Genomic DNA, 24052 nt, shown 5'->3' on the forward strand with positions numbered 1-24052 from the left:
CACCTACTTAAATCTTTGTTTTCGAACGAGAAGTAATCCCTGCCTTTGAACGGAAAAGATGCAAGTTTTCTAGCGCGCGTCCAGTTCCGACAGCGACACAGTCCAGAGCGTTTTCAGCAACGATGACAGGCATTCTAGTTTCTTCGCTGATCACCTTGTCCAGGTTGCGAAGCAAAGCTCCGCCTCCAGTCAATACGATTCCACGGTCCATGATGTCCGCTGCAAGCTCAGGAGGAGTTTTTTCAAGTGTTACTTTAACGGCCTCCATGATGCTGTTGACTGTATCTCTCAGCGCACTGGAAACTTCTTCCGCCGTAATCGTAATCGTTTTCGGCAGCCCTGTCAATAAATCACGCCCGCGGATGTCCATGTTCTCAATTCCATCAGCAGAACCGGCAGATCCGATCTCAAGTTTAAGTGTTTCAGCTGTACGCTCACCAATCATTAAGTTGTAGGTTTTCTTAATATACTGAATGATGGCATCGTCCATCTCGTCCCCGGCAATACGGATGGATTGGCTTGTTACAATTCCTCCCAGGGAGATGATCGCCACTTCCGTTGTACCGCCACCGATATCAACAACCATGCTTCCTGTAGGCTCCCATACCGGAAGATCAGCACCGATCGCTGCTGCGAACGGCTCTTCAATCGTATACGCCTCACGTGCCCCTGCTTGTTTGGTCGCATCTTCGACTGCACGTTTTTCAACCGCAGTAATCCCAGAAGGAACACAGACCATAACATTAGGTTTTCTAGCAAACACAGAACGGTTCTTCTGTGCCTGTTGAATAAAATACTTCATCATTGTTGCCGTTGTTTCGAAATCAGCAATAACTCCATCTTTCATCGGACGTACTGCTACAATGTTTCCAGGCGTACGGCCAATCATATTCTTCGCCGCGTTACCTACTGCTTCAATTGATCCTGTATCAGTTCGCAATGCCACTACGGAAGGTTCACGCACAACAACACCCTTACCCTTCACGTAAACAAGAGTGTTAGCAGTCCCTAAATCAATCCCCAAATCTCTTGAAAATCCACCAAACATTTATGTAACTCCTTTCATCAAGCAAAACTCATAAATATGATTATACGCTAACAAAAGCGCAAATGACAATGTTAAACATAACCTTTTTCTTTTAAACTTACATATTTTAAATCACCGATAATAATGTGGTCCAGAAGCTCGATTCCGAGCATTTTCCCGCATTCTACCAATCTTTTTGTAACGTCGATATCTTCCCTACTTGGAGCGGGGTCACCGCTTGGGTGGTTGTGGAAACAAATAATGGAAGCCGCTGACCGCCTGAACCCTTCCTTGAAACTTCCCTGGGATGGACAATCGATGAATTCAAGCTTCCAATGAAAATCGTTTTCTTGTGAATGATTTGATTTTTCGTATTTAAATAGAGACAGACAAAATGCTCCTGCTGGAGGAAGCGCAATTCATCCATCATATATTGAGCCCCATCGTCAGGTGAGCGGATCGCAAACCGTTCGTCAAACGGCAGTCGGCTGATGCGCCTTCCCAATTCAATGGCTGCGAGAAGCTCAACGGCTTTCGCATCCCCAATGCCGTGAATTTCTTTCAATTCGCCAATCGTTGCGTCCTTCAAAAAACGAAGTCCTTCAAAATGCTGAATGATTCGGTTCGCAAGGTGAATGACAGATTCGTTCTTTGATCCTGTTCTCAATATGATCGCCAGGAGTTCATGGTTCGCCAGGGTGTCTGGTCCGCTGATGAGCATTCGCTCACGCGGCCGTTCTTGTACAGGATAATCTCGAATCATAAGCGGTGTTTCGGCCACTTACGTATTCCTCCTTAAATGTCATCTTCCTGACTGACTGCGCTGATTCCAAAGCTTTCAAGCTCCCTTACTACTCTGGATACCGGCAATCCCACCACGCTGTAAAAATCTCCGGCGATCGACTGGACGAGTCTTGCGCCCAATCCCTGGATCCCATAGCTGCCGGCCTTATCAAACGGTTCACCGCTGATCACATAGTTTTCGATCTCTGCTTCTGAAAGCTCCCAAAACGTTACATCAGTTGAAACTGAAAATAAACGTTCTTTGCCTTCGGACAGAATACAGACACCTGTATACACGGTATGAGTCCGGCCTGAAAGTGAACGGAGAGCCGCAACAGCTTCCTTTCTTCCCGCTGGTTTTCCCATCACGGTACCATTGTTCACAACAACCGTATCTGCACCAATCACTACATGCTCTTTATGCAGCCTAAATACATCTTCCGCTTTTTGCCTGGCAAGCGAACAAACAAGCTCTTCAGGTGACAATGAGGGATCCATGACCTCTTGAATAGTACTTGGAATAACTTCATACGTGAGAAGGTTCATTGAAAGAAGTTCTTTTCTTCGAGGTGAAGAAGAGGCTAGTATGAGGCGTTTCATATAATCACCCTTTTAATTAGCGGTTTACTATAATCAACCAACTGTAAGAGAGATTTGAATTAAGCATATCAAAATCTCCAAAGTTAGACAATAAGCAATCCGTTTATCATGATTGTTCTATTAATTTTTCGCCAAAACTTGTCTGTTTATGTCTTGATTTAACATTTTCTTTTAATTTTTGTCGGATTTCTTTTTTATGGAAAATAAAAAAGCAAAGCTGGTTTACGGCGCTTTGCTTCTCATACGCTATTTTAAAACCTCAAGCAGCTTTGTGTAGGACACAAAACTGTCCAGTACGGCTTGCTGCAACGGCCAGTCAACTTCGCCTGGCCGGTTGGCGGTAAGCCTGGTTAACGCCCGGGAAATATCCTTTTCGTAGTTCCGAACGGCCTTTTCCTGTTTCGCCGGCCATTGTTCATGCTGTTTATCACCATATGCTTTCCAACCCTCATAATCCTTCATAATGGAATCTTTTGCTTTCTTGCTCAGCGTTGGCACCTGAGAAAGAGTAATCACATTCTGAAGAAGAATCTTTCCGTTTACGATAAAAGGTTCATCCATTTTATGGGGTATCTTTAGATCCGTATAAGAAGCATCCAGCTGCTTCGGCCAAACTTCCACTCCTTTAAGCTTATAGACATCCGCCAGTGCGCGTGCCTCCTCTTTTTTATTTCCGAGACCGATCAGTACAGAGTAGTTCGCCCCTTGTTTATAAACGGACGCCGCATATCCTTGGTCTTTCATGTCCTTGCTGATTTCCTCCGCTTTTTTCTTGGTTGAAAAGAGTCCGTTCTGAGCAGCATGAAAGTCCATGGAGATTGAAGGAATCGTCGCTGGAGCCTGGGCTTTGGAGCTGGCACTGGCCTGCTGTGCAGCCGCTGTCTCGCTCTGGGTCGATGCGGTTTCACCGGTAAACAGCATGAGGATTATTCCGCCAAACGTGCAGCCTGTTAGAATTGCAGCAATGACTGCGGTAATGAATTTCTTTGAAAACAGACTGGTGTTGCGATTGCGGTCCATCAGAACCATTCTTCGTTTGGACCACTTTTTTCGCAAAGCGGACGGGCGGGGAACTGTGGAAACCACTTTTTTAAAGTCAAGTATTTTCCCGGATCCTTCAGAGTCGATGATTTCCCATCCGGTCGTTTCCTCTGTATAAACCGCTGCCGCTATTTCCTTCGTCGGAGACTCCTTCTCTTTCTGTACTTCCTTAAAGGCAGTATCCTTACCATTGATCAATACTGTGATCGGCTTTTGCTCCTTCATGACATCCGCTCCTTTGTTCTATCATCTAGTAAACAGGGTATGCAGAAATCCTGTTTCATAGAACAAAAAGAATCGCGTTTAATAGAATAAATGAAGCTAATCCATAGCCATTTTTTTCTGCAACTATGTCTTTGTTGCATTCAGTTCATGAAATGAAAATACCAATCGATCATCTCGTGGAAAAAAATAGGAGACGAATGTTGCAAGTACAATATATGGACCGAACGGAATCCGCTGCCCTCTTTTTATCAGTTTTAATGCCAAACCAGCAACACCGAGTACGGCACCAAAAAGGGTAGCCAGTATAAAAGCAAGCAGTGTGGCTTTCCACCCAAGAACGATTCCAAGTACACCCATGAGTTTAACGTCTCCTCCACCCATCCCTCCTTTTGATGCAACAGCAATGAAGAACAGAAGCCCGAAGCCAAGAGCAAATCCAGCTATGGGATCCCACCAAGGAGCAAGGGGAATAAATATACGTAAGGCAATGAAAACGGGCATAAAAAATAACAGAACCATCCGGAATCATCATGTACTTGATATCCGATACTGTAACAATCATAAGGAGCGAGATCAGACACCAGGAAACGAGCAGTTCCTTTGACAACCCCACCACCAGTGGGGAAATCATAAAAAGAAATGCGGTGGATAATTCTATTACTGGGTAGAGAGCTGATATCTTTGTTTGACAGCCTCTGCATTTTCCCTTTTGACATAGCCATGAGAAAATCGGAATCAGTTCGTACCAATTAAGGTTACGGCTGCAGGCTGTGCAGTGGGAGCCTGTGTGTACGATCGAATCGTTTTTAGGGACGCGCAGGCCCACTACGTTGAAGAAGGATCCGAGTAAACTGCCATATAGTGCTGCCATATAAACAATTAACAATTCCATATTGAACATCCTTAGACATTTAATTAAAATCCGCCGTATCTTTTTTGGTTTAAGAAACAGTGGGCATTTTTATTTTCCTTTTTTCGGCCAATTTTCAGATCTTTGCACTGCTTCAATCCGAATCATAGGCTTCTGGATTTAAACATAGGCAAAATGATTAATATGCTCGTGCAACTATTGAGCAAAGTTCCCCTCTTGATTTCTTGTACCCGGTCCACTACCTCAATTCTACGACCTTTTCTACTAATGATAGAGCTTGAAGCACAGAAACGGAACTTGAGAAAGCGGATAGAATATCTGAGCCAATTGTTTGAAAATTTTTACCTGCATTAAGGTACAGCAGAATTTTTAATCACTACCAGATGGCTTGTTTCGGTTGAGATAGATTGATAGAGCAATTTACGGTGAACCTGATGGGTACTCTATCCGAACCCTTGATCACAGACCCCGATGATCCAGCCATCGTCGAACCGCACATGAAATAAGAAATAGCCTTCTCTCATGAGAAGGCTTTTATTATTATCCTACATACCTGGCAACCTTGTTCCTGCCCTGCTGTTTGGCACCGGTATACATGGCGCGGTCTGCATTCCGCAGTAGAGTGAGCGGATCTTCACCATGAAGTGGAGCGGTGGAAATTCCGATACTTGCGGTGATATAGATTTGATGAGAGCGTTTGTCTTTTAAATCATCTTTAATGAGGAACGATGCATGGATATAATGCTCCTCAGTTCTTCGGCCGCGCGATAGCAATCCATCTAATTCATATGCGGAAGCAAGATGACGAATTCTTCCCCTCCGTATCTTGCCACTGTCCCGTTTTCTCCGATGTAGTGTTCGAGACGGCGTGCCAATTGAATTAACACTTCGTTGCCGCTTTGATGTCCATATGTATCGTTCACCTTTTTAAAATGGTCAATGTCCATAAGGATGACAGAAAACTCCCGCTTAAAATAATTAAACTCATCATACATTTGAGAGAGGAGATTCTCAAAATAACGGTAATTATAGAGTCCCGTCAGCGGGCATTGCTCACTTTTGAGCTTCGTGGTCTCATAATTCCTCGCATTATCAATCGCTACCGCTAAATAGTTGGCCAGAATTTCCATAATCATGAGATGGTGTTTTTGGAACGTCTTTTTCTTCTGATTCATAAAGGTGATTACGCCGATGATTCTCTGATTTCTAATCATCGGAACGGAGATAATAGATTCCCCGTGGCCGTTAAAGTGGCTGTCAGAAGTTTCTCTCCATTGTTTTTTTGATGAGTAGAGCACACTTTTCCCGGTTGCCCAAACTTTTCCGCTAACTCCTTCCGTTCGAAGAAGTTTAATATCATGTTCGATCATGCCTTCGTTTTTCTAGTATTTCCTTATGGGTTTAAAATATTCTCCTGCCTCTGCATCAAAGATATAGGCACCATCCACCATTATAAAGGAAGTCAGCTTATCAATGAACACATCAAGAATATCATTAACCTGCAGATGTTCAGACATCTGCTGGCCGATCTCACTCGATTTCTGCAGGAGATCATTAACCTGCTGGCTGGCATGGTACAAGTTAATGATGATCGACAGGCTCAAAAACGGAAACCCTACGTAAAAAATGGCCGGTGTGCCAATCTGCGAATAAAGAACATAAAGGAGTACTCCGACTGGAATAACCATCATTTCAAAAATAATATCAACCCATAGATCCTTTTCAATAAAACGTACTTTCTGTGCAAACACATACGTTCTAACCACATATAACAAGAGATGGTTCAAGAGGAAATGCGCCACTATGTATCCGGCAATCGGTAATAAATAAAAACCAGTGTTGTTGTCGTAGGAGCCGGTCTGCCCACCAAGCAGCTCAAATATGATACCGGAACCTACAGAAATCCAGGCAAACATCAGACTGTTCGTTAAGTAGCGATAATGCTCTTTCGTATTGAAATAGACTTTAAGAGTCAATGAGAAAACAGCAATCTGAGTGATGACCAGTGAGAAAAACAATCCGTAGTAAAGGAAAATCGCCAGCGAAATACCGGTGATGAGAGAAATATTGGAGTTTAGTACTCTGATTGGGAACAATGAAACGACCACGGTGAGTATTGTTAATACCGAAATATCAAATATAGAAATGGATGCAGGAAAACATTCAGGGAGTAGCCTGTCCAAATTGCTGCTGGATAGAGTATGAGCCATACTATCCACATAGCAACCCGCCTTTTTTTATCCATGTTCCCCCGGTCCCCCTTCATGAGCAAAAATTCCTATATCCTGCAAACAGCTAGGTAAATACTATTATCTTACTTATTGTAACTAAAGTTTGAAAAATTTCAATTACTTGCCATTTAATTTCTGTAAAAAATTCTTGCATTCCCCAATAAAGTATAAGGAGCCTGTAATCAGAAAGATATCTTTCCCTTTGCCCCGTTTCAAAAATTTCGTAAGGGCGGCTTCCAAATCCTCATCATACTGCTTTTCATTCATAGTACTTTTTTCATATAAGGATCGGGCACTGTCGGCTCGATGGTGCTTAAACGAAGTAAACGTTATGGACGAACTGATTTCTTCCAGCGGTTTGAGCATGCTTCCAGTATCTTTATCCTTTAATGCTGCAAACAGTACTTGAATGGGCTTTCCGGGAAAATGGCTTTTTAACGTTTCCGCTAAAGCAAGGATTCCTTCGGGATTGTGGGCACCATCCATAATTATTTTTGGATGGTTATTAACTGTCTCAAACCTGCCGGCCCACTTCGCCTTTTTTATTCCGTTTCTGATCGATTCCTCATCGATCTCCCAGCCCCTCTCATATTTAAGAAGATCAATTGCCATTAAAGCTAATCCGGCGTTGTTGACTTGATGCTTCCCTGGCATAGTAATTTCCATAAGGTTTCGGTTTGAATAAGGGGACCTGTAGCAAAATACTTCCTTGCCTTCCTTGGCCCTTATTCGCTCGGTGTACATTTCTTTACCCAGCCTGTAGCAGCGCGAGTGATTTTTCAGGGCTGTCTTTTCAATAACAGACAGCGCCTCACTCTGATCAGCCCCTGTTAAGACAGGAACAGAAGGCTTGATGATTCCTGCTTTATGACCGGCGATCTCAGTAAGGCTCGTGCCAAGAAGATTCACATGATCGTACCCGATGTTCGTAATGATAGATAGCAAGGGCAAGATAACGTTCGTTGCATCGGTCCGTCCTCCAAGTCCGGTTTCTATCAGACATAGATCCGGTGAACATTGGCTGAAAAATACGTAAGCAGCAGCAGCGACTGCTTCAAACTCTGACAAGCTTCCGAATCCTTCCTTTTCCAGTTCCCTGACCAGTGGCTTCATCTTCATAATGATCTGTTTCAGCTCATCATCCGAAATCCATTCACCATTCAGCTGAATGTGTTCTTTGACGTTCATGAGAAAGGGGGATGTAAAAGTACCGACAGAATAGCCTTGTTCACGCAGGATGGCTTGTAGCATCTGTATGGTTGAACCTTTGCCGTTTGTTCCTGCCACATGGATACAGCGCACGTTTGTTTCAGGATTTCCGAGTTTTCGCAGAATGGACTGCATGCGTTCAATGCCCATTTTCATCTCGCCTGCATCGGATATTTCTAATTGATGGTTGATATCATCATAAGTTGTAAACATTGGCGATCCGCCACCCTTCGTATTGAGATATATAGTTGAGAACGATAAAATAACGGTATAGTATTGGAACATGACGGAGGACAACCATGGCACAACCAACCTGCTGGATTATCTATAACGGCAATCTGCCTCAGAAAAAGTTTATGGATTTTGCCGAATGGACAGCTAAAGCTGCAGAAAAAAAAGGCATTACACCATCAATCATCAAAAATAATGAATTGCTCGTGTCGTTTAAGAACGGAAAATCTTCTATTTCTGGACGCTATGAAAACAGCTCTCCAGACTTTGTGATCTTCGGAGACAAGGATATTTTCCTTGCCAAACAACTCGAAAAATTAGGTATACCGGTATATAATTCTGCCGATTCTATAGAAATCTGCGATAACAAATCGAGAATGTACCAAACCCTGGCAGACCACGGAATCCCGTTTCCAAAAACCATTATAGCACCAAAAGTGTTCGGAGACCTGCATGATTACAGCCATTATCCTGCTATCGTAAAGGAAATCGGCTTTCCGATGGTTATTAAAGAGGCCTTTGGTTCCTTTGGCATGCAGGTACATCTCGCAGAAAATGAGCAGAGATTGCTGGAGCTGATGCGGACCCTAAAAAACACGGAGTATGTGTTTCAGGAGATGGTCGGCTCGAGCTACGGTCGAGATGTAAGGATCAATATTGTCGGTGGTAAGGCCGTTGCTTGCATGCTGAGAAGATCGGAGTCCGATTTCCGTGCAAATGTAAGTTTCGGCGGAAAAACAGAGCCCTATACCCCGACAGAAGAACAGGTTCAACTGGCCGCAGCGTGTGGGGAAGTTACAGGCACCGCTTTTGCTGGAGTCGACCTGCTGTTTGGCCCGGATGGATCTCCTCTCGTTTGTGAAATTAACTCAAACGCTCATATCCGCAGCATTTATGAATGTACGGGCATTGATGTTGCTCTCCCTATGATGGATTTTATCCTCGATGATCTCAAACGAAGAGGATCCGTCCATGAATAAAAAGGGCTGGTTGATATATAGTGAAGTAGATTCTGTAAAAAATGCGTCCTTCATCAGATGGCTGACGGAAGAGGCTGAAGAAGCGGGGTTAGATCTGGAACTCCGCTACATCGAAAGGTTTGCATTCGGTGTAACGAAAAATCAGCTTTCTCTCTATTACGATAAGCGGCAGGAACCATTACCAGCGTTTGCTGTGGTCCGAACGATTCACCCTCTATTCTCTCAGCAGCTTGAAAAAATGGGTGTTAAAACCTTTAACTCATCTTTTGTTTCCAGAGTAGCGAATGATAAGGCCATGACACACCAGCTTTTGACGGGGGCTGGTATTCCCATGATGGATACCCTGTTCATCTCTCCTTCTTTATATCGTCCTGAATCTTTGCCTTTTGACTTTCCTTTAATTGCAAAGTTAGCTTCAGGAAGAGGCGGTGCACAGGTTTACCTTGCAAAGAACGATCAGGAATTGTCGGAGGCGCTATCCACTTATCCCACGCAGGATTGGGTGATTCAAAAACCTGCGGCTCTTCCTGGCAGAGATGTTCGGGTATTTGTCGTTGAAGACCAAATCGTCGGCGCTGTCCTTCGAAGTTCTGACGAGGATTTCAGAGCGAACTTTTCTCTCGGAGGAAAAGCTCAATTCTATGAACTGAATGCAGAACAGAAAGCATTGGTACACAAAGTGATGTCTTATTTTGATATTGGAATGGCCGGGATCGATTTTTTAATGGAAGAGGACCACTCCTTTATTTTTAATGAAGTGGAGGACGTAGTGGGCAGCCGTACGTTAAGCGCAACATCCGACATCAACATCGCCAAAATTTATATCGCCCATATCTCAAGGCAATTAAAAGAGCCTGAAAGTGTGTGACACTTCAGGCTCTCTTTTTATGCTTTCAGTTCTTGAATGCGCTGGCGGACTTTATCGCGTTTTTCGCTGTAGTCCTTCTCTTTTGCTCGTTCTTCTTCGATTACTTTTTCAGGAGCTTTTTTCATAAAGCCTTCGTTGCTTAATTTCTTCTGTACACGTTCGACTTCTTTGTTGTATTTTTCTACTTCTTTTTCAAGACGCTGAATCTCTTCTTCCAGGTTGATTAAGCCTTCAAGCGGCAGATACATCTCTACCCCAGTAAGTACAGCACTCATTGACTTATCCGGTGCTGAAAGCTCCGTCCCAAGCGTCAATGTGCTTGGGTTGCAGAACTTTTCAAGATAGCTGCGGTTGGCCTCGAGGGCGTTCAGCACTTCTTGACTCTTGGCATTGATCTGCAGCTCGATCGGCTTGCTCGGTGCAACGTTCATCTCAGACCGGATGTTACGTACTGTACGGATAATTTCAGTTACGAGATTCATATCTCTGGCAGCTTCCGGGAAGTGAAGATCTTCACGCTTCACAGGCCATTGCGCAACGGTGATCGATTCACCGTCATGAGGAAGATGCTGCCAGATTTCCTCGGTAATAAATGGCATGATCGGATGAAGCATCCTCAATGTATGGTCCAATACATAAGCCAATACTGAGCGAGTCGTTTTTTTGGCAGCCTCGTCTTCCCCATAAAGCGGAAGTTTGGCCATCTCAATATACCAGTCACACAAATCATCCCAGATGAAGTTATAAAGAAGCCGGCCAACTTCTCCAAATTCATACGTATCAATCAGTCTGGTTACATTTTCAGCTGTTTCATTAAAACGGGTTAAGATCCATTGATCTGCCAGGCTAAGGTCGCCGGTGAGATCAATTTCCTCCACTTTCATTCCATCCATGTTCATGAGGGCGAAGCGTGAAGCATTCCATATCTTATTGGCAAAGTTCCAGGTAGATTCTACCTTTTCCCAATAAAAACGAAGATCGTTACCTGGCGAGCTGCCTGTGGACAGGAAGAAACGAAGAGCATCCGCTCCGTATTTTTCAATAACATCCATCGGGTCAACACCGTTGCCAAGAGATTTACTCATCTTACGGCCTTCAGAATCACGAACAAGTCCATGGATCAATACATCATTGAACGGCCTTTTTTCAGTAAACTCCATACCCTGGAAGATCATGCGGGCCACCCAGAAATAGATGATGTCATAACCTGTAACGAGTACATTGGTCGGATAATAGCGTTTGAAATCAATCGCTTCGTCGTCCGGCCATCCCATGGTGGAAAATGGCCAAAGTGCGGATGAGAACCACGTATCAAGAACGTCTGTATCCTGCTCCCAGTTTTCTTCATCTTTTGGCGCCTCATGGCCTACGTATACTTCGCCGGTATCTTTATGGTACCAGGCAGGAATACGGTGACCCCACCAAAGCTGTCTGGAAATACACCAGTCACGGATGTTTTCAATCCAATGCAGATATGTTTTCTCAAAACGTTCCGGTACAAAGTTTACTTTTTCCTCTGATTTTTGAAGCTCGATGGCCTTTTCTGCCAACGGCTGCATCTTTACAAACCATTGAGTCGAGAGGTAAGGTTCAACTACCGCCCCGCTTCTCTCAGAGTGCCCTACAGAATGCATGTGTTCTTCAATTTTAAAGAGTACGCCTGCATCCTTAAGGTCTTTAACGATCTGCTTGCGGCATTCAAAACGGTCCAATCCTTGATACTTGCCTGCGTTTTCATTCATTTTGCCGCCCTCGTCCATAACAAGGATTCGTTCAAGGTTATGGCGGTTACCGATCTCGAAGTCATTCGGATCATGAGCAGGTGTAATCTTGACAGCACCTGAACCGAATTCCATGTCCACATAATCGTCGCCCACAATTTCAATCTCACGCGCGACGATTGGCAGGATGGCTTTTTTACCGATTAAATGCTGATAACGCCCATCTTTTGGATGTACGGCGATGGCCGTATCTCCAAGCATCGTTTCCGGTCTTGTGGTTGCAACTTCGATATGGCCGGATCCGTCTGCAAGAGGATATCTCATGTGATAGAATGCCCCCTGGACATCCTGATGGATTACTTCAATATCAGAAAGAGCAGTTTTTGTCTGCGGGTCCCAGTTGATGATGTATTCACCGCGATAGATTAAACCTTTGTTATAAAGCGTAACAAATACTTCGCGGACCGCCTCTGACAGACCTTCATCCAGGGTAAAGCGCTCACGTGAAAAATCGAGGCCGAGTCCCAGTTTTGCCCATTGATTCCGGATAAAATCCGCATACTCATCCTTCCATTCCCAAGCTTTTTCAAGGAATTTTTCTCTTCCAAGATCATAACGGGAAATACCTTGTTCACGCAGTTTTGCTTCAACCTTTGCCTGTGTCGCAATTCCCGCATGGTCCATTCCAGGAAGCCATAGAACGTCATAGCCCTGCATACGTTTTGCCCGGCTTAAAATATCTTGAAGTGTGGTGTCCCAGGCATGGCCAAGGTGGAGTTTGCCGGTGACGTTCGGCGGCGGGATTACAATCGTATAAGGCGTTTTGGATTCTTCACCTGTTGCTTCAAAAAATTTGCCGTCCACCCAGTATTTATACCAGGATTCTTCAGTTGCCTTCGGATCATATTTCGTAGGCATTGTAACTTCTTGCTTTTCAGTAGACATGAATGTCTCCTCCTTCTCAATACAAATAAAAAAGCCCCTTTCGTCTCAAAGGACGAAAGAAGCATTGTTCGCGGTACCACCTTTGTTTGCAAAAAGCAAAATTACACTTCTTGCACACTCATTGCCGGATAACGGTTTTTCGCCGTCTTCTTCTAATAAGGCAAAAAGCCTTTGTTCAAAGAAGCTGCTCCAGGGCGACCTTCCAGCGCCGTTTTCCTTAGGAAATCTCTCAGCCATCTGATTTCCCTCTCTTTAAGGACAGTCGTTGTACTCTTCCCTTTCAAAGCAAGTGATATCATTTCATTACTCACTATTTTAACTAGTAAAACAGGAAAACGTCAATAGCTTTCCCATTTGTAGTAACAATTATTCTATTCACGCAAAAGAAAAGTGTGAATGCCGGCTTTTATTCACGAATAAGCGGGCTTCTGAATACCATGATATCAACCTAGATGTACGAAAGAAGGATCGTCATGGCTAAACGCTATTTCAAAAGAAACCGCAAACTTCCATTTAAGTTTCAGATTCCTGATTGGCTCCGGGCAGCAAGGGATGTCGTTAGCCAATTTACCATACCTCTGATCGTGTTTCAGATTATCCGCACCATCCTGTTTCCATCCGGCATAGATTTTATGATCATCCTCATCCTGCTCATTCTTCATTTTTGTTTTTCGTATGAGGTGTTATAAAAATTAAAAAAGATCACATATAGCCTGCTATATGTGATCGACATTTTCATTTGGATCGAGCGGTGCAGGCGGCGGAGGTGTCAGGATAAGATCACAGAAATCCCTGATATGCCTCATCGCCGATATCCTTTTTTCCAAACGGTGGACAAACTCAATCTGGCTGTATCGTTCTCTTTTATGACGGTATAAATCAACGGAGTTAAAGATGGGTTCAGGATAGCTCATATAGCTGACCAAGAGGCTTTTTTCCTCATCAAGGAGTGGAATATGCCTCTCATACAGCGAAAGCAGCCTTCCGCCCTCTTCTCGCGTCCAGATGGAATGATGTACGGCTTTTCTGAAGAAGATCGCCAAATCCCTTACAGGCGTATCAAGTACTGCTCTTTCAAAATTAAGGAGATGCGGTTCTCCATTATGAGAAAATAACAAATGATTTCGTGACAGTTTGCCGTGGCAAAGTGCACTGCGATACCTTTTTTCTGCATGGCAGGCATCGTACCAGTCTTTCAAGCGCCGTTTGGCTTCCTCCGCCATTTTCATCATGTGATGAAAATGGCTTAAATACGTCAGCTCGAAAGGAGACATGTACGGCATCCTTTCAGATTCCTCAGCAAATCTCTCCATTTCAAGCTGCCGTGTTTCCCATCGCTGCATCAAATACTGAAAGGAGTGGTCGACCACCTCAGGAGAGAAGTCCTGTTCTTTCAAGGTCAAATAATGAATTTTTCCGATCTCATCGATCATCACTTCTTCCCGCGTCTGCCCGAGCCGTTCACTGCCTGCAAACCACGGCATGAGATAGTAGGTCTTGTTCCCATGCTGTACAGTATAATCACCGTATTTCGTTGGATAGAGAGGAACGATCTGATGGTAGCCGATTTCGGACAGCCTGTGGACGACATGAGTAAACCAGTTCACTTCTTCTTCGTTTAAACTCGTTTCCTTTAACGCAAATGTCCCTCTTCTTGATATCACTTTTTTCACTTTGCCAAACGCCTCAATTTTCTCTGGATAGAGGTCATATTGAAATAAGACGGGACCATAATTTACGGTTTCTTTTGAATGGCTCACAAAGCCACCCTCTTTCGTTTATCGTCCATCCAGTCAGTAAAACAGTGAAGAAGGATTCTGTTAAAATCCCAATCTTGTTCGAATGATTCAACGCAAGCAACAATATGAGACAGCTCTGTATTCTTTAATTGATCCACGCAATCCTGCAGTTCCCATGGCGTCAAGATTTCTGCCAGAAGCAAATATCCATGTTCGCGCTCCAAGGAGAAATGTTCGTTGATGCAGGTTAATAACTTCCGTAGAGAATAGGGACCGCATTCCTTCAGCCATTCCGTCAAAAATTTACGGAGCGGGCGGTAGCCTTCTTCTGGATATCCATTGCTTCCCCGATAAAATAAAATATTAAAAATCTGTGCTCCATTGCTCATGTGTGTATCTGAGTCAAGAAGCGGTAGCGGCACTTGAGAGGATGCCTGTTTTAGTTCCATGGCAAGGTTCAATCTTTTGTTCGCTTCAGGCAAAGAATTACGGACACTAACAAGTTCATTGTAATCCTTGCTCAGTTTATGGATGGCTGCCAGACACGCATCAAAGGAATAGCGGTCGGCATGAGTGATGGGACCGAACTCCTTTTGCAGATCAAGACCAGTTTGGAGCATATTGCCAAGCAGAAGGCCCCACCTTTTCTCGTGACCGCCCCTCTCATGCCGCCCCTCCACATAATCATGGAGAGTAAGGTATCTGCCTTCTAGATCTACCCAACAAGCTCCGTCCACTGTCCTGATCATCCGGTCGGCAACCGCCAGGCTATTCTTGCCGACTTCATCTCTCCATCGGACATGCCAGTTTAAGAGATGCAAGTCACTCCAGATTCGGATCCGTTTGACTCCGCAATCGGTGTCCACCAGGGTTTCTTTTTCTTTCCATGTCACGGTTTGAAGCTCATAATGCTTCTTTATTTCCTGTAATATGGTCATCGTTTCCACCTGACCTTAACTAGCGGCTTTGTGAAACTGGGATGTAAATGATTTGGCCCTCTGCGACCTCTTCCTGGTTGATGCGATTGACTCTCATCAGAGAATGAATGGAGATTTCATATCGCTCGCAAATGCTGTCAAGCGACTCTCCGCGCTGGATGATATACATTTTCATCTTTGAAAATCGTTCTTCATTTCCGGAAAGCATCTTCGTTAAATATAAAGCATTCTCCTCTTTCCTTGCCGAACTTGCTGAAGTATCTGCCTGTTCTTCCTGATCGTCTCCCATTTCATCAGACGGCTCCAGGAACGGCGGTTCTGCTGGTTCCGCTGAATAGGACTGCGGCTCCGGCCGGCTATAAGTCTCTTGAACTTCGGCAGGTACCTCTATCTGTTGGCTTGGCATGATAGGCGGAGGAGGAGGAGTATAGGAAGGTGTATAGTAAGACAGAGATTTTAAAGCTGGGATTCCGTTGTCAGCCTCTTCTGCCTGCTGTGCTTCCTGTGCTTCTAATTCTTCCTGTTCTTCCTGTTCTGCCTGTTCTTCCTGTTCTGTCTGTTCATACTGTTCTGCCTGTTCATACTGTTCTTCTTCCTGTCCTTCCTGTTGGTCCCGTTGGTCCATTGCCTCTTCTTCATTAAACGCTTGATAAGCAGCTGGTTCATCGTCCTGACGGTTGTAATTAATCGCAGGTTCCGTATATTCGGTTTCGTTTTCCGGTTCAATAACCGGCATCTCAAACAGCTTTTTCGCTTCAAATTGGAAAGGAGCAAAGATTTCTTGTTCTTCTGTTCTTATTTCCTCTTCTGAATCCATGTCTTCCTGCTCATCTCTCTCTTCAAATCTAGCTTCAAACACAGGAATCTGGAACGCTTCGTATTCGTTTTGTTCCTGAACCGCTGATATGTCTTCATCAGCGACCATGTTCTCTTCAATCATCTCCGGAGCCTGAAAATCGTCCTGTTCATCTTGTACAGACACCTCTTTTCCATCCTGGATGCCCGAGATGGATACGGATGCTGTTAACTCCAGGCAAGTGGGATTTGGAAGCTCATAATCAAAGGCATCTACAAGAACAAACACTTCATCGAGCTTTGGCACCCGTGTTGATGGGATCGTGATATCAACAGGGAACCGGTGATCGAGTTCTGCTATCCCCTCATCGTTCATTTTCAGCTGTGTCAGCGAGCGGTAGGAAACCTGCTCTCTCAGGGACCCCGTTTCCAGGTTAAGGGAATTCCCGTCATCCATTGCGCATGGACGGTACTCTCCGTGCAGTTTTAAAGCTCCTTTTACACAAACCTGGCCGCCTTCTTCAGTGATCTGAATATCAGGCTCCAGAGCCATTGATAACACTTCTGCAACTTCCTGTCCTTTCTTTAACCAGACGGACTCCTCTATGGAGAAACGCAGCTTCGATGGATTCATGCCTTTCTCCTCCTTTCAGCCAATTATCATACATTACAGGATTATGACCCAATTGGTAAAAATATGATTGGAAGAGAAGAACAAAAAAAACTGCCCTCTAAAAGAGCAGTTCGAATTTATAGTCTGGAGAAGGCTTTTTCACAGGCAGCAATGGTTTTCTCGATATCTTCATCACTGTGCTCTGTACAAAGGAACAAGCCTTCAAATTGAGACGGAGGAAGTGAGATGCCTTCTTCCAGCATATATTTAAAATAACGGGTAAAATGATCCAGGTTCGATGATTTTGCCGTTTCATAATTTACTACATCCTGGTCAGTGAAAAAGAAGCCGATCATGGAACCTGCTCTGTTCAAGGTGTGGGGAATGCTGTATTTTTCAGCTGCAGCTGCGATTCCTTCAGCCAAGCGGTCACCCTTTTTCACAAAATCCTGATAAGATTCAGGTTTCAGCTGGGACAGCGTCTCATATCCCGCTGCCATGGCCAGCGGGTTTCCTGATAGAGTGCCTGCCTGGTAGATCGGCCCGCTTGGTGCAATCTGCTCCATGATTTCCTTCTTCCCGCCGTACGCTCCAACAGGAAGTCCTCCGCCAATGACCTTTCCAAGGCACGTAAGGTCTGGCGTTACTCCAAAATATCCTTGTGCACAGTTGTAATCCACCCGGAATCCGGTCATCACTTCATCAAAGATTAAAAGAGAGCCATATTGCTTAGTTATCTCGCGAAGACCTTCCAGGAACCCTTTTTGAGGAGGAACCACGCCCATGTTACCCGCAACCGGCTCAACGATGATACATGCGATGTCCTCACCAAACTGTTCAAATGCATAACGCACGCTTTCCAAATCATTGTATGGAACGGTAATGGTATTCTTAGCGATGGACTCGGGAACTCCTGGGCTGTCAGGCAGTCCTAGCGTCGCTACACCTGATCCAGCCTTAATGAGCAGTGAATCCCCGTGGCCGTGGTAACACCCTTCAAATTTTAAAATCTTGTTTCTGCCAGTATAGCCTCTCGCAAGGCGAAGTACACTCATCGTCGCTTCAGTACCGGAGTTTACCATGCGGACGATCTCGATCGAAGGAACCCTTTCGACAACAAGCTTGGCGAGCTTTGTTTCCCATTCGCTTGGAGCTCCAAAGCTCGTTCCAAGTTCAGCTGTTTTCTTTAGAGCTTCTACTACTTGTTCATTGGCATGTCCAAGAATTAAAGGGCCCCAGGACAGCACATAATCGATATATTCATTTCCATCAATATCATAGATCTTGGAGCCTTTGCCGCGCTCCATGTATACAGGATCCATGTTTACCGATTTAAACGCACGCACTGGGCTGTTAACGCCTCCTGGCATGTATTTCTTGGCCTCCTGAAAGGCAGCACTTGATTTTTCAAAGCTTCTCATGTTTACCATCTCCTGTCCTTAGCGGTTTAACCAGCGTGATACATCCTTCGCATGGTACGTGATGATCAGATCAGCTCCTGCACGCTTCATCCCGATTAATGTTTCCATCACGATGCTTTCCTCGTCGATCCAGCCGTTTTGGGCAGCAGCCTTGATCATGGAATATTCACCGCTCACATTGTAGGCAACGAGCGGAAGAGGATAACGGTCTTTCAGTTCACGCAGCACATCCAGATAAGCAAGTGCTGGTTTGACCATCAGGAAGTCTGCTCCTTCTTCGATATCGGACTCGGCTTCACGCATTGCTTCGAGCCGGTTGGCCGGATCCATCTGATAGGATTTTCGGTCTCCGAACTGCGGCGAGCTGTGAGCAGCCTCCCTGAACGGCCCATAATAGGCAGAAGAATATTTAACAGAATAAGACATGATCGGAACATTCATAAACCCTGCTTCGTCCAGGCCTTCCCGGATCGCTGCGACAAATCCATCCATCATATTGGAAGGAGCTATTATATCCGCTCCTGCTTTCGCCTGTGAAACCGCCGTGCTGGCTAGAGCAGATAGTGATTCATCATTGAGCACTTCCCCGTCACGGATGATACCGCAATGCCCATGGTCCGTGTATTGGCAAAGGCATGTATCCGCAATAACTGTCAGCTGCGGGAACCCTTCTTTTATTTTCTTGATGGCCTTTTGTACGATTCCGTTATGATCATATGCTGAGCTCCCTGCCTCATCCTTATGGTCCGGTACCCCGAAGACCATAACAGAACGGATATTAAGATTCACAAGCTCCTGCATTTCTTCTTCTAAATAGTCAAGAGAGACATGGTAGACCCCAGGCATGGATGGGACTTCCTGCTTAATGCGCTCACCTTCTACAAAAAAGATCGGATAGATCAAATCGTCTGTAGTGATATGCGTCTCTCTTACAAGGGCCCGCATACTTTCACTGCTTCTTAATCTTCTATGTCTTTGAAAATTCATGATGTGGTCTCCTCTCTGAAATAACTCTTCACAGCTTTTATTATACCTTCTTCAGTATAATCAGTGGCACTAATCCGCTTATGAAACCCAAATTCTTTCGCTTTCTCTTCCGTGACAGGCCCCACACAGGCTGCAGCTGTGTTCTGGTGATACTGCTGCTGGCGATCGCCAGCAGCTTCACCGAAATAGACCACACTGGATGGACTCATAAAAATTATGACATCCACTTTCCCGGGAAGCATTTCAATAGAAGGCATGGCCTTCCTCGTCTCATAAACGGTGATCTCTGTTACTTTTGCAAGGTGCTGAAGCGCATCAGTGACCGTTGCCTTAGCAAGATTGCCTTTTGGGATAAGAACTCTGGATCCGGGTTTCACACTCTTCATTAAATCACGGGCCAACTCTTTTCCTTCGTACTTATCAGGTATAAGGTCAATGGAAATTCCGCTCTCTTGAAGTCTGCTTGCGGTTTTGGGTCCCACTGCAGCTATTTTCTGAGCAGTCAGCTTCTTCCCTGATTCATCAAGCCACTGAAGAAAACACCCCACCCCGTTCGCGCTCGTGAAGACCAGCCAATCAAACTCTTCCAACCGCTGAAGCAAAGTTTTTGCTTCAGGATCCAGGTTTACTTTTACGATCTGCAGAACCGGAAAGCTGACTGCTTCTGCTCCTGCTTCTTCCAGTTTTGAAATCAGGCTTGCCGATTGCTCAGCCGCCCTTGTTACGACCACCGTTTTTCCTGCTAACGGCCGGGGATTCATATTCCGAGATCTTTCTTTACTTTTTCGAGGATCTCAAGTGCGCCTTTCTCTTGAAGTCTTACCGCGAGGGCCACTCCCAGCATATTGGGATCATCCGAGACCGCCTGTTCTTTAATCACCGTTTTCCCATCGGGCGTACCCACGAGCCCCGTTAAAGAGATTTCTTCGCCTTCCATTTTTTCTGCATAAGCTGCAATCGGCACTTGGCAGCCTCCTTCAAGCGTATGCAGGAAAGCACGTTCAGCCATAACCGTTCGATAAGTATCTTCATCGTTCAAGTGCTGAAGGAGTTCTCTAAGCTCTGCATCCTCTTCACGGCATTCAATGGAGAGCGATCCCTGCCCTACCGCAGGGAGGCTCAATGATACGGGCAGATACTCAGTCACTGTATCCGCTGACCAGCCCATTCGCTCAAGACCTGCTGCTGCAAGAATGATAGCATCAAATTCACCGGATTTTAATTTCCCGAGACGTGTATCGATATTGCCTCTGATCGATTTTATTTCGAGATCCGGCCGGACATGAAGCAGCTGTGCAGCCCGGCGGAGAGAACTCGTACCGACAATGGATCCTGAAGGAAGCTCTTCCAAGGAATTGTACTTTTCTGAAATAAAAGCGTCCCTTGGATCCACGCGCTTCGGCGTACAGCCGATGATCAGGCCATCCGGCAGAACAGAGGGCATGTCCTTCATACTATGTACTGCCATATCAATCTCTTTATCAAGCAGGGCCTGTTCAATTTCTTTCACAAACAGCCCTTTACCTCCTACTTTAGAAAGAGTGACATCAAGGATAACATCGCCTTTGGTGACGATTTCTTTGACCTCAAACTCAAAAGGAAGCCCAAGCGCCTTCAATTGACCGATGAACCAGCTGGTTTGAGTGATGGCGAGTTTGCTTCGCCTGGAACCTACTATTATTTTTCTCATCTATAAAAACCTCCTAAAAGAGTGACCGTATGCCTTATCGGTACCAGAAGTGAAATTCAGTCAGGGTCGAAGCCAGGAAATAATTGATCAGAACGATCAGGAATGCCCCTACGTTCCAGATTGCCAGCGATTTCCCCTGAAGTCCCTTCGCCACTTTTTGATATAAAAATACACTGTATACTGCGATAACGATAAAGGATGTAATGACCTTTGCATCAAGCAATGAAAAGCCCTGTACTTTCAAGAATGCCCAGATCACGCCTAATATTAAACTTAAAAGGAGAATCGGAACACCTGTCATGTTGAGCACAAAGGAGAGCCTTTCAAGCAAAGACAGGCTTCCAAGACGCTGCAGGCGCTTGCTCCACTTTTTCTGCTTGAGAAGCCTGTGCTGAAGCAAATACATGATTGAAAAGATAAAAGAGAGCGTAAACGCTCCGTACGATACAAAAGCCATCGTCACATGGATGACCAGCAGCTCCGAGATGAGCCGGGTCGACATCTCATCACTCACCTGTTCTCCCGGAGCGAAAAGATTAATAGACATGATCAAGAATCCGAGTACGTTCGTAAAAAACACTAAAAAATCAATCCTGAAAAACCAGTTCATGACCAAAGAGAAGGTCACTAAAATCCAGGCATAAAAAAACAAGCCTTCAAAAGGCGTTAAAATAGGCGGACGGCCTACTTCTATCATTCTTTGAACAAAAAATACGGTCTGCATCGTCCAGACAATAGAAAGCAACCAGAAGGCCATTCGGTTAGCCTTCCGGTTGTTCTGTAAGAAATCGATAAAATAACCTATGATGCTTAAAGCATACAAGATGATCGTCGTATCATATATCCAATTCGCGTTCTGCATATCAGAAACTCCTCTCTAGGAGCCCAGTGACATTCCCGTTACAGAGGCAATGAAGGGGATGTTTCACTTAACTTTTTTAATTCCATTTCACTTTTGTGCTCTTGCTGTTTAACCTCTTCTTCAAGCGCAAAGATCTTCATAAAAAATTCAAGCGCTTGATCCGCCCCAGGTTCTCCGGCCTGCTCTTTAATCCTTACGATCGGATCACGAAGCAGCTGGTTCACAATGCTTTTTGTATGTTTGCTCAATACTTTCTTTTCACGATCTGTCAAATGAGGCATTTTCCGCTCAATACTCTGCATCGTTTCAGCTTGTACAGCCAAGGCTTTTTCGCGCAGTGCGGTTATGACAGGCACCACGCCCAGCATGTTGACCCATGAGTGAAAGCTCACAATTTCATCTTCAATCATGATCTCTATCTTTTCGGCTTCCTTCTTTCGTTCGGCCAAATTGGCTTCTACGATGCCTTCCAGATCGTCAATATCGTAAAGAAAAACGCTTTCCAGCTCATTCAGTGATGGATCCAGGTCACGCGGGACGGCGATATCCACCATGAACAAAGGACGGCCTTTCCGCTGCTTAAGTACCGATTGAACCATTTCTTTCGTAATGACGTATGAATCCGAACCGGTTGACGTGATGACGATATCGGCATGGGCGAGCATTGCCGTCATTTGTTCCATCGGATAAGCCGCACCCTGGAACCGTGCTGCCAGTTCAGCTGCTTTTTCAAACGTACGGTTGACGACATGAACACTCGCTACCCCATTGCTGTGAAGATGTTTGGCCGTCAATTCACCCATCTTCCCTGCACCTACGATTAAAATATCCTTCTTTTCAAGCCCGCCAAAGATTTTTTTGGCAAGCTCCACCGCCGCATAGCTTACAGATACAGCATTTTCTCCAATTTCTGTTTCCGAGTGGGATCGTTTTGCAAGTGTTATTGCCTGTTTGAACAGTTGGTTAAAGATTGTTCCTGTAGTTCCTACCTGCTGAGCAAGAAGAAAGCTGTCACGAACTTGCCCGAGAATTTGTGTTTCTCCTAGAACCATAGAATCAAGACCTGCTGCCACTCTGAAAAGATGCTCTACAGCAATCTCTTCCTCGCGAATAAACAAGAAAGGATTCAGATCGTTGGAATCAATGGAAAACCATTCAGCAAGGAAAGACTTCAAATAGTAGCGCCCTGTATGGATCTGATCCACAACAGCGTATACTTCCGTGCGGTTGCATGTGGAAACGATGGTGCATTCCAGCACGCTTTTCCTCTCCCGCAAAGCCTTCAATGCGTGGTCCATTTCGTTTGAATTGAATGACACTTTTTCACGAATCTCAACAGGTGCTGTCTTGTAGTTTAAACCGACAACAAGGATGTGCATCCCACTCACCCCCTTTATCTCTATCGTAAAATCAACAATAATATCCATGTCCATTATAACATGTACTAAGAAATAATCATTTTAAAAATGTGAACAGAATATGAATCGTATGCTATGATTAGAAAAGCGCAAATGGCTCCAGCCATAAATTTAGTTCTTCCCTATTCTGTCCAATCCGTAACAAACTATAAAAAAACAAATCTAATTTAAAAAAAATTAATAAACTTATACCCATATAAAAATAACAAATTTCGACCCTTTTAGCAAAGGATTGATTTACTCGTTTTAAAATGGTTTGGAGGTTGTAATGAAAGGTAAAGGAAGTTTTTCAGGTATTGTATTACTGGGGATCGGGCTATTCTTCTTAGCTCGGCAAATGAATATTACATATGTACTGCCCTATTTAACTTGGCCAACGTTTCTGATCATTATTGGATTGGCCTTTCTAGTTCAAAGTTCAAGCGGTAAAGAGGGCCCAAGTTCCTTTTCAGCTGTTCTGCTGCTAGGCTTGGGTATCCATTTTCATGCGATTTCGCATGTTGACGGCTGGCCAAAGGAACCCGCCGTGATTATTCTTATTATCGCGCTCGCCTTTTTATATATGTACAAACAGACAAAGGAAGGCTTGCTGGCAGGGATTGTCCTGCTTGCGATCTCAGGATGGAGTTTCTTCAACCGATCAGACACTCCCTCCATCAAAGAATGGTTCTCATCCATCGAAGGGTTTTGGCCGTTCATTCTTATTGGGGTTGGTGCTTACTTTATCTTTATAAAGAAAAAATAAACCGGAGCAGAATGAACTGCACCCCAATTGTTAGACACAACTAACAATTGGAGGTGCAGTTTTTTGTGACTAACTATTCTTTAGACACTCAATTAGCCGCCATTCAGGCTTA

22 protein-coding genes, 2 pseudogenes and 1 other annotated feature are annotated in these 24052 nt (G+C 44.7%); of the genes and pseudogenes, 4 read left to right on the forward strand and 20 right to left on the reverse strand.

What is annotated here, in order from left to right:
- Positions 1–7 precede the first annotated feature (7 nt).
- The 10 genes and pseudogenes from ABHN01_RS20440 to ABHN01_RS20485 all read right to left on the reverse strand — a co-directional run bounded on the left by ABHN01_RS20440 (position 8) and on the right by ABHN01_RS20485 (position 8200).
- Positions 8–1048 (reverse strand): rod shape-determining protein, encoded by a 1041-nt coding sequence (locus tag ABHN01_RS20440; protein ID WP_290398824.1) that lies wholly within the window; start codon positions 1046–1048, stop codon positions 8–10.
- Positions 1049–1119: 71 nt separating this feature from the next.
- Positions 1120–1790: pseudogene (gene radC, locus ABHN01_RS20445) on the reverse strand (RadC family protein).
- Positions 1791–1822: 32 nt separating this feature from the next.
- Entirely contained in the window at positions 1823–2410 is a 588-nt protein-coding gene (locus tag ABHN01_RS20450; RefSeq protein ID WP_429877041.1) for a Maf family protein, read from the reverse strand.
- A 246-nt stretch (positions 2411–2656) separates the two neighbouring features.
- On the reverse strand, positions 2657–3676 hold the full coding sequence (locus ABHN01_RS20455) for an SPOR domain-containing protein (protein WP_429877042.1): 1020 nt from the start codon (positions 3674–3676) through the stop codon (positions 2657–2659).
- Positions 3677–3799: 123 nt separating this feature from the next.
- On the reverse strand, positions 3800–4195 hold the full coding sequence (locus tag ABHN01_RS20460; RefSeq protein WP_429877043.1) for a prepilin peptidase: 396 nt from the start codon (positions 4193–4195) through the stop codon (positions 3800–3802).
- 163 nt (positions 4196–4358) lie between these two features.
- Positions 4359–4577, reverse strand: a pseudogene (locus ABHN01_RS20465) (prepilin peptidase); the annotation flags it as partial.
- 510 nt (positions 4578–5087) lie between these two features.
- Positions 5088–5321 carry a diguanylate cyclase domain-containing protein gene (locus tag ABHN01_RS20470; RefSeq protein WP_429877044.1) on the reverse strand — a complete coding sequence of 78 codons (234 nt, stop codon included), beginning with the start codon at positions 5319–5321 and terminating at the stop codon, positions 5088–5090.
- A 5-nt stretch (positions 5322–5326) separates the two neighbouring features.
- A complete protein-coding gene (locus tag ABHN01_RS20475) occupies positions 5327–5917 on the reverse strand; it encodes a sensor domain-containing diguanylate cyclase (RefSeq protein WP_429877045.1) in 591 nt (196 codons plus the stop codon).
- Between the two features lie 12 nt (positions 5918–5929).
- Positions 5930–6766: a hypothetical protein gene (locus tag ABHN01_RS20480; RefSeq protein ID WP_429877046.1), complete on the reverse strand. Its 837-nt coding sequence runs from the start codon at positions 6764–6766 to the stop codon at positions 5930–5932.
- A 129-nt stretch (positions 6767–6895) separates the two neighbouring features.
- Positions 6896–8200 (reverse strand): bifunctional folylpolyglutamate synthase/dihydrofolate synthase, encoded by a 1305-nt coding sequence (locus ABHN01_RS20485; protein ID WP_429877047.1) that lies wholly within the window; start codon positions 8198–8200, stop codon positions 6896–6898.
- Between the two features lie 86 nt (positions 8201–8286).
- On the opposite strand from ABHN01_RS20485, the gene ABHN01_RS20490 reads away from it, so the two are divergent.
- Positions 8287–9198 carry an ATP-grasp domain-containing protein gene (locus tag ABHN01_RS20490; RefSeq protein WP_429877048.1) on the forward strand — a complete coding sequence of 304 codons (912 nt, stop codon included), beginning with the start codon at positions 8287–8289 and terminating at the stop codon, positions 9196–9198.
- Positions 9191–10066: an ATP-grasp domain-containing protein gene (locus tag ABHN01_RS20495; RefSeq protein ID WP_429877049.1), complete on the forward strand. Its 876-nt coding sequence runs from the start codon at positions 9191–9193 to the stop codon at positions 10064–10066. Before ABHN01_RS20490 ends, ABHN01_RS20495 begins: the two co-directional genes overlap by 8 nt.
- Before the next feature lie 17 nt (positions 10067–10083).
- On the opposite strand, the gene ABHN01_RS20500 is transcribed toward ABHN01_RS20495, so the two are convergent.
- Entirely contained in the window at positions 10084–12732 is a 2649-nt protein-coding gene (locus ABHN01_RS20500; protein WP_429877050.1) for a valine--tRNA ligase, read from the reverse strand.
- Positions 12733–12777: 45 nt separating this feature from the next.
- Positions 12778–13025: a binding site (T-box leader), on the reverse strand.
- A gap of 180 nt (positions 13026–13205) precedes the next feature.
- Here ABHN01_RS20500 and ABHN01_RS20505 point away from each other — a divergent pair.
- A complete protein-coding gene (locus ABHN01_RS20505; protein WP_290398815.1) occupies positions 13206–13421 on the forward strand; it encodes a hypothetical protein in 216 nt (71 codons plus the stop codon).
- A 27-nt stretch (positions 13422–13448) separates the two neighbouring features.
- Here the strand turns inward: ABHN01_RS20505 and ysxE are convergent, their stop codons facing one another.
- The 9 genes from ysxE to hemA form a co-directional block, all read right to left on the reverse strand.
- Positions 13449–14492: a spore coat protein YsxE gene (gene ysxE, locus ABHN01_RS20510; RefSeq protein WP_429877051.1), complete on the reverse strand. Its 1044-nt coding sequence runs from the start codon at positions 14490–14492 to the stop codon at positions 13449–13451.
- Positions 14489–15409: a hypothetical protein gene (locus ABHN01_RS20515; protein WP_429877052.1), complete on the reverse strand. Its 921-nt coding sequence runs from the start codon at positions 15407–15409 to the stop codon at positions 14489–14491. The genes ysxE and ABHN01_RS20515 overlap by 4 nt, the downstream gene beginning before the upstream one ends.
- 19 nt (positions 15410–15428) lie before the next feature.
- On the reverse strand, positions 15429–16838 hold the full coding sequence (locus tag ABHN01_RS20520; protein ID WP_429877053.1) for a LysM peptidoglycan-binding domain-containing protein: 1410 nt from the start codon (positions 16836–16838) through the stop codon (positions 15429–15431).
- Between the two features lie 116 nt (positions 16839–16954).
- Positions 16955–18238 carry a glutamate-1-semialdehyde 2,1-aminomutase gene (gene hemL / locus ABHN01_RS20525; protein ID WP_290398811.1) on the reverse strand — a complete coding sequence of 428 codons (1284 nt, stop codon included), beginning with the start codon at positions 18236–18238 and terminating at the stop codon, positions 16955–16957.
- Between the two features lie 18 nt (positions 18239–18256).
- Entirely contained in the window at positions 18257–19225 is a 969-nt protein-coding gene (gene hemB, locus ABHN01_RS20530) for a porphobilinogen synthase (protein ID WP_429877054.1), read from the reverse strand.
- The gene (locus ABHN01_RS20535) at positions 19222–19956 is read right to left on the reverse strand and encodes a uroporphyrinogen-III synthase (protein ID WP_429877055.1); all 735 of its coding nucleotides are present in this window, start codon (positions 19954–19956) and stop codon (positions 19222–19224) included. The genes hemB and ABHN01_RS20535 overlap by 4 nt, the downstream gene beginning before the upstream one ends.
- A 26-nt stretch (positions 19957–19982) precedes the next feature.
- Complete coding sequence (gene hemC, locus ABHN01_RS20540) at positions 19983–20915, reverse strand: hydroxymethylbilane synthase (protein WP_429877056.1); 933 nt, start codon at positions 20913–20915, stop codon at positions 19983–19985.
- Between the two features lie 34 nt (positions 20916–20949).
- A complete protein-coding gene (locus tag ABHN01_RS20545) occupies positions 20950–21777 on the reverse strand; it encodes a cytochrome c biogenesis protein (protein ID WP_429877057.1) in 828 nt (275 codons plus the stop codon).
- 38 nt (positions 21778–21815) lie between these two features.
- On the reverse strand, positions 21816–23156 hold the full coding sequence (gene hemA / locus ABHN01_RS20550) for a glutamyl-tRNA reductase (RefSeq protein WP_429877058.1): 1341 nt from the start codon (positions 23154–23156) through the stop codon (positions 21816–21818).
- Positions 23157–23463: 307 nt separating this feature from the next.
- Here hemA and ABHN01_RS20555 point away from each other — a divergent pair, with 307 nt between their 5' ends.
- Positions 23464–23940 carry a LiaF transmembrane domain-containing protein gene (locus ABHN01_RS20555; protein WP_429877059.1) on the forward strand — a complete coding sequence of 159 codons (477 nt, stop codon included), beginning with the start codon at positions 23464–23466 and terminating at the stop codon, positions 23938–23940.
- The last annotated feature ends 112 nt before the right edge of the window (positions 23941–24052 follow it).

Origin of the sequence: Fictibacillus sp. NRS-1165 (assembly GCF_050468105.1) — a bacterium.
Taxonomy (GTDB): Bacteria; Bacillota; Bacilli; order Bacillales; family Fictibacillaceae; genus Fictibacillus_C; species Fictibacillus_C terrinigri.